10 protein-coding genes and 1 pseudogene are annotated in these 12,791 nt (G+C 71.3%); 8 read left to right on the top strand and 3 right to left on the bottom strand.

What is annotated here, in order from left to right; translation table 11 throughout:
* Positions 1–38: 38 nt before the first annotated feature.
* Positions 39–1,604, top strand: a complete 1,566-nt coding sequence (gene miaB / locus ACH0BZ_RS03505) for a tRNA (N6-isopentenyl adenosine(37)-C2)-methylthiotransferase MiaB (protein WP_406896786.1) — start codon at positions 39–41, stop codon at positions 1,602–1,604.
* A complete protein-coding gene (locus ACH0BZ_RS03500) occupies positions 1,592–2,173 on the top strand; it encodes a hypothetical protein (protein WP_406896571.1) in 582 nt (193 codons plus the stop codon). The genes miaB and ACH0BZ_RS03500 overlap by 13 nt, the downstream gene beginning before the upstream one ends.
* 37 nt (positions 2,174–2,210) lie before the next feature.
* On the opposite strand, the gene ACH0BZ_RS03495 is transcribed toward ACH0BZ_RS03500, so the two are convergent.
* Positions 2,211–3,584, bottom strand: coding sequence for a DUF349 domain-containing protein (locus ACH0BZ_RS03495; RefSeq protein WP_406896570.1), 1,374 nt, complete (start codon positions 3,582–3,584; stop codon positions 2,211–2,213).
* 185 nt (positions 3,585–3,769) lie between these two features.
* On the opposite strand from ACH0BZ_RS03495, the gene ACH0BZ_RS03490 reads away from it, so the two are divergent.
* The 3 genes from ACH0BZ_RS03490 to ACH0BZ_RS03480 are packed head-to-tail and all read left to right on the top strand — an operon-like array spanning position 3,770 to position 6,137.
* Positions 3,770–4,441, top strand: coding sequence for a hypothetical protein (locus tag ACH0BZ_RS03490; RefSeq protein ID WP_406896568.1), 672 nt, complete (start codon positions 3,770–3,772; stop codon positions 4,439–4,441).
* Positions 4,438–5,385: a tRNA (adenosine(37)-N6)-dimethylallyltransferase MiaA gene (gene miaA / locus ACH0BZ_RS03485; protein ID WP_406896567.1), complete on the top strand. Its 948-nt coding sequence runs from the start codon at positions 4,438–4,440 to the stop codon at positions 5,383–5,385. The genes ACH0BZ_RS03490 and miaA overlap by 4 nt, the downstream gene beginning before the upstream one ends.
* The gene (locus ACH0BZ_RS03480; RefSeq protein ID WP_406896566.1) at positions 5,382–6,137 is read left to right on the top strand and encodes an IclR family transcriptional regulator; all 756 of its coding nucleotides are present in this window, start codon (positions 5,382–5,384) and stop codon (positions 6,135–6,137) included. The genes miaA and ACH0BZ_RS03480 overlap by 4 nt, the downstream gene beginning before the upstream one ends.
* Before the next feature lie 73 nt (positions 6,138–6,210).
* On the opposite strand, the gene ACH0BZ_RS03475 is transcribed toward ACH0BZ_RS03480, so the two are convergent.
* On the bottom strand, positions 6,211–8,400 hold the full coding sequence (locus tag ACH0BZ_RS03475; protein ID WP_406896565.1) for a malate synthase G: 2,190 nt from the start codon (positions 8,398–8,400) through the stop codon (positions 6,211–6,213).
* 121 nt (positions 8,401–8,521) lie between these two features.
* On the opposite strand from ACH0BZ_RS03475, the pseudogene dapF reads away from it, so the two are divergent.
* Positions 8,522–9,385: pseudogene (gene dapF / locus ACH0BZ_RS03470) on the top strand (diaminopimelate epimerase); the annotation flags it as partial.
* Between the two features lie 63 nt (positions 9,386–9,448).
* Complete coding sequence (gene hflX, locus ACH0BZ_RS03465) at positions 9,449–10,900, top strand: GTPase HflX (protein WP_406896785.1); 1,452 nt, start codon at positions 9,449–9,451, stop codon at positions 10,898–10,900.
* A 37-nt stretch (positions 10,901–10,937) separates the two neighbouring features.
* Here hflX and lexA read toward each other — a convergent pair whose 3' ends face one another.
* Entirely contained in the window at positions 10,938–11,606 is a 669-nt protein-coding gene (lexA, locus tag ACH0BZ_RS03460) for a transcriptional repressor LexA (RefSeq protein ID WP_406896564.1), read from the bottom strand.
* Between the two features lie 716 nt (positions 11,607–12,322).
* On the opposite strand from lexA, the gene nrdR reads away from it, so the two are divergent.
* Entirely contained in the window at positions 12,323–12,787 is a 465-nt protein-coding gene (gene nrdR / locus ACH0BZ_RS03455; protein ID WP_406896562.1) for a transcriptional regulator NrdR, read from the top strand.
* The last annotated feature ends 4 nt before the right edge of the window (positions 12,788–12,791 follow it).

The raw sequence follows: 12,791 nt of genomic DNA, 5'->3' as shown, positions 1-12,791 counted from the left end.
TGCGGTCCTTCAGTACCCTGGCCTGCGTGGATTCTCTCGTGACGGACCAGGAGACGGCGGAGGTCGACACCCGCTCAGCGGAGGTCGTCGGCCGCACGTACCAGGTGCGCACCTTTGGGTGCCAGATGAACGTCCACGACTCGGAACGCCTGTCCGGGGTGCTCGACGCCGCCGGGTACGTTCCCTTCGTGGGAGAGGCCGACGTGTCCGCCGGCCGGCTGCCCGACCTCGTGGTCTTCAACACCTGCGCCGTCCGCGAGAACGCGGACAACCGCCTCTACGGCACCCTCGGCCACCTGCGGCCGTGGAAGGACGCCAACCCGCGGTTGCAGATCGCGGTGGGTGGCTGCCTTGCGCAGAAGGACAAGGACGCGGTCGTCGGCCGGGCGCCGTGGGTCGACGTCGTGTTCGGCACCCACAACCTCGGCCACCTGCCCGCCCTCCTCGAGCGGTCGCGGCACAACAGTCGGGCCGAGGTGGAGATCGCCGAGTCGCTCCAGCACTTCCCCTCGACGCTGCCCGCCACCCGCGAGTCCTCGTACGCGGGCTGGGTGTCGGTCTCCGTGGGGTGCAATAACACCTGCACGTTCTGCATCGTCCCGTCGCTGCGCGGCAAGGAAGTGGACCGGCGCCCCGGCGAGGTCCTGGCCGAAATGCGCGCGCTGGCCGACGAGGGTGTGCTCGAGGTGACGCTCCTGGGACAGAATGTCAACGCCTACGGCCGGTCGTTCCACGACCCCGGCGAGCCCTCCGACAAGGGGGCCTTCGCCAAGCTGCTCCGCGCGGCCGGGACGATCGAGGGCATCGAGCGGATCCGGTTCACCTCTCCGCATCCGGCCGAGTTCACGGACGACGTCATCGAAGCTATGGCCGAGACCGCGGCCGTGTGCCCGCAGCTCCACATGCCGCTGCAGTCCGGTTCGGACCGGATCCTGCGCGCTATGCGCCGCTCGTACCGGTCGGAGCGCTTCCTCGGGATCCTCGACCGCGTCCGCGCGGCGATGCCGCACGCCGCCATCACCACCGACATCATCGTGGGCTTCCCCGGGGAGACCGAGGAGGACTTCCAGGCGACCCTCGACGTTGTCGAGAAGGCGCGCTTCACGAGCGCGTTCACGTTTCAGTACTCGCCGCGACCGGGCACGCCCGCGGCCACCATGGAGAACCAGATTCCCAAGTCGGTCGTGCAGGAGCGCTACGAGCGCCTCATCGCCCTCCAGGAGCGGATCACGCTCGAGGAGAACCGGGCACAGGTGGGGCGTGAGGTCGAGCTCCTCGTCACCGCGGATGAGGGCCGAAAGGACGCGGCCAACGCGCGCATGACCGGACGTGCCCGCGACGGAAGGCTCGTGCACTTCGCGCCCACCGGCGCCGATGCCGGCCGCATCCGTCCCGGCGACGTGGTGACGACCATCGTCACGGCCGCCGCCCCCCACCACCTGCTCGCCGATGACGGGATCCTCACCCATCGCGCCACCCGTGCCGGGGACCGTCACGAGGCGGGGGAGAAACCCGAGACGCCGCCGATCGGCGTCGGTCTCGGTCTTCCGACGATCCGCCGTGGCGAGACCACGCAGAACACGGAGAAGGGATGCCCAGCGTGACCCCCAGTGACGATCGGCCCGACCCCATCGAGGGGATCCTCGACGTGACGCGGGCCGCCGAGTCCGAAGCCCGCGCGAAGGACCGGATCCTCGGCCGCACTCTCGTGATCGGGCGGGCCTACCTCGCGTCGGCCGTGCTCGTGGTGCTCCTGGCCGCGGCGCTGCTCCTGCCGCACAGCGATGGGGTGAAGGGCGTGGACGTCCTGTTCTTCACCGACGCCGCGAGCGCGCAGCAGACCTCGCTTCCCTCACACGTGTTCGTGCTCGTCTACTCCGTGGGCACGATTCTGTTCGGGGCACTGATGATTCTCACGCAGAAGTGGTGGGCCGCGGGGATCGCGTGGAGCGCGAGCTTCATCGCGGCCGTCTACGGAGTGCTGGCGATCTGGCTGCGCCAGTCGGGCCGCGGGCCGAATCCGGACTTCGAGGGCTTCGGTGCCCCCGGCATCGGCATGTATGTCAGCGAGATCCTCGTCCTGGCCCTCATCGCCACGCTCGGCGGCGTGCTGTGGGCGCGCACCCCGGAGCAGCGTGAGCTCGAGGCCAACACGCGCGGGGGCGGCGACTGACCAGCCCCACGGGCGGGACCGCGGGCGGGGAGCGCGTTCAGCGCGTGTCGACCGCGTTCTCGGCTGCCTCGGCCCACTCCCGCCACTGGGCGGCCTGGGCCCGCGCCTTCTCCGCCTCCTGGGCTCTACCGGCGGCGTCGGCCTTCTCGGCCTGGTCCTCGAAGTCGCGGACCCGGTCCCAGAATTGACCGGCCCGTGCCTTGGCCTCGGGGTCGGTGCGGCGCCACTCGGTATCGGCCGCCTCGGCGACCGACTTCTCGATCGCGCGGATGCGCCCCTCGAGCTCGCCGATCCGGTTCCGGGGGACCTTGCCGATGTCCTCCCACCGCGACTGGAGTTCGCGGAGCGTGGTACGGGCCGCCGCGAGGTCAGCCCCGGGGTCGATGCGCCCCTCGTACTCGGCCAGGAGTGCCTCCTTGGCGGTGGCGTTGGCCTCGAACTCGGCGTCCCGCTCGGCGGCCGCCGCATGGCGGGCGTCGAAGAAGGTGTCCTGGGCCGCCTTGAACCGCTTCCACAGGGCGTCGTCGGCCTCGCGCGGCGCGCGCCCGGCGGCCTTCCACTCGTCCATGAGCTTGCGGTAGGCGGTCGCGGTCTCGTTCCAGTCTGTGGATCCGGACATCGCCTCGGCGCGCTCGACCAGCTCCTCCTTGACCTTCTTGGACGAGGCCCGGTTGCGGTCGAGTTCGGCGAAGTGGGACCCGCGACGGCGGTTGAACGCCTCCCGGGCGCGGGAGAATCGCTTCCACAACACGTCGTCGGTTTTGCGGTCGATCCCGCGGATCGTCTTCCACTCCTCGAGGATGTCCCGCAGGCGGTCACCGGCGGCCTTCCACTGCGTGGACGACTCACCGATCTCCTCGGCCTCGGCGGCGAGCGCTTCCTTGCGGGCGATCGCGGCGGCCCGTTGGTCGTCCTTGCGTCGACGGGCGTCGGCCTCGACGGTGTGGGAGCGCTCGACGACGCCGGTGAGCTGGGTGGACAGCGAGTCGAGGTCGCCCACGACGGCGGCGGTGGGGAGCTGCTCGAGGAGGGACTCGGCGGAGGCGCGGGTCTTCCGGGCGTCCTGGGGGTGGGTGTCGAGCCGAGTCTCGAGCAGGCCCACCTCGGCGGCGAGGTCGTCGAAGCGGGTGCCGAAGTGGGCCAGTCCCTCTTCAGGGGAGCCGGCCTGCCATGAACCGACCTGCCGCTCGCCGTCGGCGGTGCGGACGAAGACGGCGCCGGTTTCGTCCACCCGGCCCCAGGCGGAGGGGTCCGATGCGGGGAGCGCGTGCGGCTCGACCACGGGAGCCGGGCGCGGTGCCACCTTGCGGGCCAGCGCCGCGGGGGAGGGCGCGCCCGGGCGGGGGCCCGGCTTGGGAGCGGAACCGGCCGTCTGAGTGTCGCCGGGGGTCGGGGCTGCCTGGTCGCTCATCTCGTCATCGTCTCCTTCTGCCACGTGCCGCGGCACCGTCGCCGGCGTCCCGCCGGTCGTCGCCTCGCCGACACCTTCCGGGCCGGACATTCCCCTAGTGTGTACCAACCGCAGGTCTGGTGTCGGCGGTTCACGGCCCGAGTACCGGCGGGACGCTGCCGCGGGGGTCAGTAGTGTTCCAGGGTGTGACCACCCCCGTCGTCCTCGTCCCCGGCGCCCCCGTGCTCGTCCCCGAGCTGGCGGGGGCGGCCGCGGTGGACGTCGGCGAGGGTGTCAGTGCCGCGACGGAGCTTCTCGTCTCGGCGGCGCGGGACGCCACGACCGTGACGGTCCTCGGCGTCGATCCGGCCGGACGGACCGTCGGTGACGCGCGGGCGAGCCTTGTGCGGTGGGGAGCACGGGTCGTGGTGGGACGGTGCGGCGCTCCGGTCGCGGCCGACGGCGACGTCCCGGACGCGGCGCTCATCGCGTGGTGGTTCCTCGACCGGGCCGGGATCGACCTCCCGCGGCGTTTCGTCCCTGTCGACGGCAACCCGCCCGCTGCGGACGCCGGTGCCCTGCTCGTGGTGGTCGCGGACGGTCCCGCCTCGCTCACGCCGCGGGCGCCGGTGCCCGAGGACCCGCGGGGGGTCGCGCTCGACGCAGACCTCGCGTCGTGGCTGCGGGACGGCGGCGCCCTGCCCGACCCCGGGCCCGGCGTGGCCGGGGAGATCGGGTGGTGGAGCTGGCCGGCCTGGCGCGCGTTGGCCGGGGTCGTGGGCAACGCGCCCGCCGCCGGAGCCGTCTCGTTCGCCCCGTTCGGGGTCGGTTACCACGCCGCACGCTGGCCTGGCTCGTCGTCGGGCGGTGCCCCGTGACCGGCCGGGCACCGATCGCGGTGGTGGGCCCCACCGGCACCGGGAAGTCCGAGCTCGCCCTGGACCTGGCCGAGAGGCTCGGCGGCGAGGTGGTGAACTGCGACGCCATGCAGCAGTACCGCGGCATGGACATCGGCACGGCCAAGCTCACGCCTGCCGAACGCCGCGGGATTCCCCATCACCGGCTCGACGTGCTGGACGTCACGGAGACGGCGAGTGTCGCCGACTACCGGCGGGAGGCCGAGCGGGAGATCGCGGAGATCAGAGATCGCGGCCACGTGCCGATCCTCTGCGGGGGCTCGATGATGTATGTGCAGGCCCTTGTGGACGGCTGGGAGATCCCCGACACCGACCCGGAGGTACGCGCCCGGTACGAGCGGCGGCTCGAGGAGATCGGGGTGCGGGCCCTGCACGACGAGCTCGCCAGGATCGACCCGGCCGCGGCGCAGACCATCCTGCCCACCGACCCGCGGCGAACCGTTCGCGCGCTCGAGGTGGTGGAGCTGACGGGCAGGCCGTTCTCCGCGTCGCGCCCGACGATCGGCGAGCCACGGTGGGGCACCCGGATGCTCGGCGTCCGGTGCGTGTTGCCCGAGCTCGACGAGCGCCTCGTGGCCCGGACGGCGAAGATGTTCGAGCGGGGGCTCGTCGAGGAGATCCGGGGGCTGGTCGCGGTGGGGCTGCGCGAGGGGGTGACGGCCCGCCGGGCGATCGGCTACGCCCAGGTACTCGAGGAGATGGACGACGGCCTGGGGATCGGCGACGACGGCCTGGCCCGGGCTGTGGAGCGGACCGTGATCGGGACCCGCCGGTATGTCCGCCGGCAACGCTCGTGGTTCGGGCGCGACCACCGGATCGCGTGGGTGGACACGGACGCCGGGGCCGTCGCCTCCGGAGGGCCCGTCGTGGAGCGCGCCCTCGACCTGCTGGGGGAGTCGCCGTGACGGCGTCGGGCGGGTCGCGGGGTCGGGTCCAGTCGGTGGACCGTGCCTTCGCGATTCTCGACGCCCTCACCCGTCGCGGCGGCCGCTCGACGCTGGGGCAGATCGTCGCCGACACCGGCCTGGCCGCGGCCACCGTCCACCGGCTCTGCGCGACGCTCGCCGAGTCCGGGCACCTGCGTCGTGACGCCGGGCGGGACTACCTTCTCGGGCCGCGGCTGCAGCGGGTGGGCGACACGGCGGCCCGCGCGACCGCGTCGTGGGCGGAGCCGATGCTCGCAGCCGTCGTGGCCGGGACAGGTGAGACCGCGAATCTCGCGGTCCGGGAGGGCGACGGGGTGGTGTACCTCGCGCAGGTGCCCTCGCCCCACTCGATGCGGATGTTCACCGAGGTGGGCCGCCGGGTCGAGGTCCACTGCACGGCGGTGGGCAAGGCGCTGGTCGCCGGGCTCGATGACGACGAGGTCCGCGCCATGCTCCGGAGGGCCGGGATGCGGCGCTACACCGACGCGACGCTCGTCGAGCCGGAGTCGCTCCTGGCGGAGCTCGCCCGGGTCCGCCGGGCCGGCTACGCCACGGACGAGTCAGAGCAGGAGGAGGGCGTGCGCTGCGTGGCCATCGCCGTCGGCGAGGGGGACGCCGCGTTCGCGATCTCCGCGTCCGGTCCGGAGGCACGGTTCACGCCAGACCGGCGCGACGCTGCCGTCGACGTCCTCCGCTCGGCCGTCGCCGGCCTCGGGATGTCGCCGGGATAGACGGACCCCGCCCCCGGCTCCTCTACGTATGTAGCTGAGCCGGGGGCGGGGTGGCGCGGCGCGGGGCCGGGGGTCAGAGGCCGTGGGCCTGCTTGAACTCCCGGCGGCGGCGGTGCAGGATCGGCTCGGTGTAGCCGGCCGGCTGCGTGGTGCCCTCGAGCACGAGCTCACGGGCGGCCTGCCACGCGATCGACTCGGTGACGCTCGGCGCCATATTGATGTAGAGCGAGTCGCCGGCGTTCTGCTCGTCGACGATCGCGGCCATCCGGGTGAGCGAGTCCTCGACGAACTCCTCGGTGACGACGCCGTGGCGGATCCAGTTTGCCAGCATCTGCGAGGAGATCCGCAGGGTGGCCCGGTCCTCCATGAGGTCCACGTCGTGGATGTCCGGCACCTTGGAACAGCCGACGCCCTGCTCGACCCAGCGCACCACGTAGCCGAGGATCGTCTGGCAGGAGTTGTCGACCTCCTCCTTCTTCTCCTCCTCTGTCCAGCCCGAGACCATGTTGGCCGGGGCGAGCGGGATGGTGAGGATCTCGTCGACCGTCGCGCGGGGGCCAGCGGCGAGCAGCTCCTCCTGTCGCGCGGCCACGTCCACCCGGTGGTAGTGGGTGGCGTGCAGGGTCGCTCCCGTCGGGGAGGGCACCCACGCGGTGTTGGCGCCCGCGCGGGGCTGGCCGATCTTCTCGGCGAGCATGTCGGCCATGAGCTCGGTCTTGGCCCACATGCCCTTGCCGATCTGGGCGCGGCCGCGCAGGCCCAGGGCCAGGCCGGTGTCCACGTTCCAGTCCTCATACGAGGTCATCCACTGCGCGGACTTCATGTCCGCCTTGCGGATCATGGGCCCGGCCTCCATGGAGGTGTGGATCTCGTCGCCGGTGCGGTCGAGGAAACCGGTGTTGATAAAGACGACGCGCTCGCGGGCCTCCGCGATGCATGCGGCGAGGTTGACGGTGGTGCGCCGCTCCTCGTCCATGATGCCCATCTTAAGCGTGTTGGTCGGCAGTCCGAGGAGCTTCTCCACGCGACCGAACAGCTCGGTGGTGAAGGCCACCTCCTCCGGGCCGTGCTGCTTGGGCTTGACGATGTAGATCGAGCCCGTGCGGCTGTTACGGCGCTCGTTCTCCTCGGCCATGCCCTGCAGCGCACACAGAGAGGTGACGATCCCGTCGAGGATGCCCTCGGGTAGCTCCTCGCCTTCGGCGTCGAGCACGGCGGGGTTCGTCATGAGGTGACCCACGTTGCGGACGAACAGCAGCGAGCGGCCGTGCAGGCGCACCTCGCCGGAGCCGTCGGGGGCGGTGAAGACCCGGTCGTCGTTGAGCGCGCGGGTGATGGTCTTGCCGCCCTTGGACAGCTCCTCGGTGAGGTCACCCCGGTTGAGGCCGAGCCAGTTGTGGTAGCCGAGGACCTTGTCGCGGGCGTCGACCGCCGCGACGGAGTCCTCGAAGTCCATGATCGTGGTGACCGCGGACTCGAGCACCACGTCCTTGACGCCCGCGGCATCGGTAGAGCCGATGGGGGAGTCGGGGTCGATCTGGATGTCGATGTGCAGGCCGTTGTTACGGAGCAGGACGTTGGTCGGTGCGGCGGCGTCACCGAGCAGGCCGACGAGCTGGGCCGGGTCCTTGAGCCCGACGGTCTCCCCACGGCCCAGGGTCACCTGCAGCGCGCCGTCGACCACCGCGTAGCCGGTGGCGTCCGCGTGCGAGGCCGACTCGAGCGGCGCGGCCTCGTCGAGGAACTCACGGGCCCAGGCGATCACCTTGTCGCCGCGCACCTTGTTGTACGAGTCGCCCTTCGCGGCGCCACCCTCCTCGCTGATGGCGTCCGTCCCGTAGAGCGCGTCGTACAGCGAGCCCCAGCGGGCGTTGGCGGCGTTGAGGGCGAACCGCGCGTTGAGGATCGGCACCACGAGCTGCGGGCCGGCAATGACCGCGATCTCGTCGTCGACGTTCTCGGTGGTGGCGGTGACGCCCTCGGGCTGCGGGAGCAGGTAGCCGATCCCGGTGAGGAACTCCTTGTACGCGGCGGCGTCCACCGGGCCGGGGTTGGCGCGGTGCCACTCGTCGATCTGCTGCTGCAGGCTGTCGCGCTTGGCGAGCAGCTCCCGGTTGCGGGGGGCGAGATCGGCGAAGATCTCCGCTGTGCCGGCCCAGAAGGCGTCCTGGTCGATCCCGGTGCCGGGAAGGGCCTCGGTGTTGACGAACTCGTACAGGACCTCGTCCACCTGGATTCCGCCGACGGTGATGCGCTCGGTCATCGATGCTCTCCTGACATAGGGGACCGTTGTCTCTCCTGACTGTAGTGCGCGACGACCCGCGCTTCACCTGCCGATTCCGCATCGCGGAACGCTGCGGGTGTCTTCGTTACCATCGGAGGTCATGACCACCGACCAGCTGGCCGTCGACCGGGCGGGCCTGCCCTTCCTCAAGGGACACGGAACGCTCAACGACTTCGTGATCCTGCCCGACGACGACGCGGCCGTGGACCTGGACGCCGACCTCGTGCGCGTCCTGTGTGACCGGCGGGCGGGGATCGGTGCCGACGGTGTGCTGCGGATCGCCACCGGCGGTGCGCTCGTCGCCCGGGGCGTGCTCGACGTGCTGCCCGACGGCGTGGGCCCCGCGGACTGGTTCATGGACTACCGCAACGCGGACGGTTCGATCGCCGAGATGTGCGGCAACGGGGTCCGGGTGTTCGCCCACGCCCTCGTGGCCACGGGGAGGGCCCCGGCCGGCGTGGTCCCGGTCGGTACGCGCTCGGGTCCGCGACCGGCGGAGGTGCTCACCCACACGGGCGACGACGCCGTCGTGCGTGTCGACATGGGGCGCCCCGGCCTGCTCGGGGTCTCGACAGCCGAGTTCGGGGGTCGTTCGTTCGCCGGCGTTGCCGTCGATATGGGAAACCCTCATCTGGCCTGCGTCGTCCCGGGACTGGACGCCGCGGCGCTCGCCGCGCTCCCGGTGCACGAGTCGCCCCGGTTTGACACCGACTTCTTCCCCGAGGGGGTCAATGTGGAGGTCGCCACGCCGCTGGAGGCCGGGCGTGTCTCGATGCGCGTCCACGAGCGGGGGGCGGGGGAGACGCAGTCCTGCGGGACGGGCATCGTCGCCACGGCGGTGGCGGCGCTCGCCGATGTCGGCCGGGACTCGGGGGAGGTGACCGTGGTCGTCCCCGGCGGCGAGGTCGAGGTGGCTCTCACCGGCGACGGCTCCAGGCTCACCGGACCTTCGCGACTGGTCGCCGAGGGCACGTTCTACCGGTGGTCGGGGACCCGTGGTCCCGGACCTGTGAGAAGATCGAGGGGAATGACTACAGACAACGGCAAGACCCCCGCCCGCTCCCGATTCCTCGACGATCCTTCGACGGGTGAGCTCCTGCTCGAGGAACGGTCCTCTCTGCGGCGCGTCGCCGGGCTGTCCACCGAGCTCCAGGACGTCATCGACGCCGAGTACCGCCAGCTGCGACTCGAACGCGTGGTGCTCGTGGGAGTGTGGACAGAGGGCTCTGCAGCGCGCGCCGAGGCGGCGATGGTCGAGCTGGCCCAGCTCGCCGAGACCGCCGGATCCGAGGTGTGCGAGGCGCTGATCCAGCGGCGCGACAAGCCGGACCCGTCCACCTACATCGGCTCGGGCAAGACCAGCGAACTCAAGGACGTCATCGCGGCGACGGGCGCGGACACCGTGATCTGCGACGGTGAGCTGACCCCCGGCCAGCTCATCGCCCTGGAAAAGGCGGTCAACGTCAAGGTGATCGACCGGACCGCACTCATCCTGGACATCTTCGCGCAGCATGCCACGAGCCGCGAGGGCAAGGCGCAGGTCTCCCTGGCCCAGATGGAGTACATGCTGCCCCGGCTGCGCGGCTGGGGTGAGGCGCTGTCTCGGCAGGCCGGCGGACGGGCCGGCAGCAACGGCGGCGTGGGCCTGCGCGGTCCGGGTGAGACCAAGATCGAAACCGACCGGCGGCGCATCCGCGAGCGGATGGCGCGGCTGCGCCGCGAGATCAAGGGCATGAAGCAGGCCCGCGACACCAAGCGGCACCGTCGACGCGCGACGCCGGTGCCCTCGATCGCGATCGCCGGCTACACCAACGCGGGAAAATCCAGCCTGCTCAACCGGGTCACAGGTGCGGGCGTCCTGGTGCAGAACGCCCTGTTCGCGACCCTCGACCCCACCACGCGGCGGGCGGAGCTGCCCGACGGCCGCATGGTGGTGTTCACCGACACAGTGGGGTTCGTGCGGCACCTACCCACCCAGCTAGTCGAAGCGTTCCGGTCCACACTCGAGGAAGTCGTGGACTCCGAGTTGCTGCTCCACGTGGTGGACGGATCCGACCCCTTCCCCCTCAAGCAGATCGAGGCCGTCCGCATGGTCGTCAACGACGTGGTAGCCGAGCAGAACGCCGAACACCCGCGGGAACTCGTGGTGATCAACAAGATCGACACCGCCGATCCCGTTGTGCTCACCGAGCTACACCACGCCCTTCCCGAGGCGGTCTTCGTCTCGGCTGTGACGGGCGAGGGCATCGACGAATTGCTGACGCGGATCATGGAGATCATCGCCGAGGGCGACGTCGAGGTGGCCCTGGTCGTGCCGTATCAGCGCGGCGACGTCGTCTCCCGGGTACACGCGGAGGGTGCGGTGGTCCACGAGGAGTACACCGAGTCCGGCACCCGGATCGTGGTGCGGCTTCCCGCCTCCATCGCAGGCGAGTTGTCGGAGTTCGCCGAGGGCGCCACACACGACGGCGCCGACTGACCGGCGGACGGTGCCGGCGGCGCCGGGGTGAAACGGGTCAGAGCTTGCGGAACACCGTGACCACCTTGCCGAGCACCGTCGCGTGCTCGCCCGGGATGGGGCTGAACGACTCGTTCCGCGGCAGGAGCCAGACGCCGGTCGAGTCCTTCTTGAAGACCTTGACGGTCGCCTCGCCGTCGATGAGGGCGGCCACGATCTCCCCGTTGTCCGCCACGTTCTGGCGGCGTACCACCACGTAGTCGCCGTCGCAGATGGCCGCGTCGATCATGGACTCACCGACCACGCGGAGCATGAAGAGCTCCCCCGACCCCACCAGATCCGAGGGGAGCGGGAGGACCTCCTCCACGGCCTGCTCGGCGAGGATCGGGCCGCCGGCGGCGATCCGACCGAGGACCGGGACGTACACGGGCTCGACGGAGCCGCTGGGCCGGGCCGCCTCCGGTGCCGCGGGACGGCGGCCGCGGGACCGCTGCCCGGGAACCCCGTGGACGTCGACCGCCCGGGGCTTGTGCGGATCGCGGGTGAGGAAGCCCTTCTTCTCGAGAGTGCGCAGCTGGTGGGCGACGGACGAGGTCGACTGGAGACCCACGGCGTCCCCGATCTCCCGGATGCTCGGCGGGTAACCACGGTTGCGCACCGTGTCGTGGATGTGGAGGAGGACGCTCTTCTGGCGCGGCGTCAGTGCCTCGAAGTCCGGCTTGGCCATGTCGGCAGTCCCTTCAGCGAATGCGTGTTCGACGGCGAATCGACTTCTACCCTAGCGCGTGACGGTCGGGTGCGCCACACACCTGTTCGAGAAAGTTGCGCTCCGCGGGATGACTCTGTCGGACCCGCGTGCTACAACTCTAGACGAGTTCGAAATCGAACAGATGTGCCATGAGTGTGCGAACAGTGTTCGTACAACATATCGAGTAGGGAGCCGTCATGACCGTCCTGGAACTGCCTCCGTCAGTCTCTCCCGTGCGCTGGACCGGGGTCTGCGCCGCAGATCACCGGGTGGATCGCCGCCTCGCGGCCCCCCGAATCCCCGCCGCCGCGAGTGCGCGTACCGCAAACCGTCCGGCGTCTTCGGTGCGGGTGCTGGGCGCCGCACCGACCGTGTCGGGTGCGCGACCGGCTGCCCGGACCCGACCCGCCGGATCGCGGTCGTCGGCGGGGGCCGGGGTGCGGGCGTGCCGACCGTCGCGGGTGGCGCCCGCCGCGGTCGTGGACGACGTCCCCGCGTGGGTCCTCGTCGCCTGCGGTGTGATCGTGGGACTGCTCATGGTGCTCGCGCTGGCGTTCATCGGCGGCCCCGCCTACGCGTGATCGGTGTCCGGGCCTCCTAGAATGGTCGTGGGGTGGCCGACCGCCGCCCCCGCGCCAGGTCCCGTGCTCCCGGGAGGGTGCGCGCGGACCCGGTCGAAGAAGGGCGGTGTGGGGATGTACTGCCCGACGTGTCACCACGAGGATCTGCGGGTGATCGACTCGCGGTCCGCCGATGACGGGCAGGCCATCCGCAGGCGCCGGGAGTGCTCGCACTGCGGTCGACGGTTCACGACCCTCGAGACCCCGCTGCTGTCGGTGCTCAAGCGTAACGGTGTGACCGAGCCGTTCAGTCGGGAAAAGGTCGTGCAGGGCGTGCGACGGGCATGCCAGGGTCGTGACGTGGACGAGGACGCGTTGCGGCGCCTCGCCCAGCAGGTGGAGGACACCGTTAGGTCCGGGGGTGCGTCGGAGGTCCCGGCGCACGAGATCGGGCTCGCGATCCTCGGTCCCCTCCAGGATCTCGACGAGGTGGCCTACCTGCGGTTCGCCTCCGTCTACAAACAGTTCAGCTCCGCAGCGGATTTCGAGCGCGAGATCATCGCGCTCCGCGAGCGCCGCGAACGGGTGGCGTCCGGGTAGGCCG

It is taken from the genome of Dietzia sp. 179-F 9C3 NHS (assembly GCF_045369825.1).
Lineage (GTDB): Bacteria > Actinomycetota > Actinomycetes > Mycobacteriales > Mycobacteriaceae > Dietzia.
This window is presented reverse-complemented; position numbering and strand designations above follow the sequence as displayed.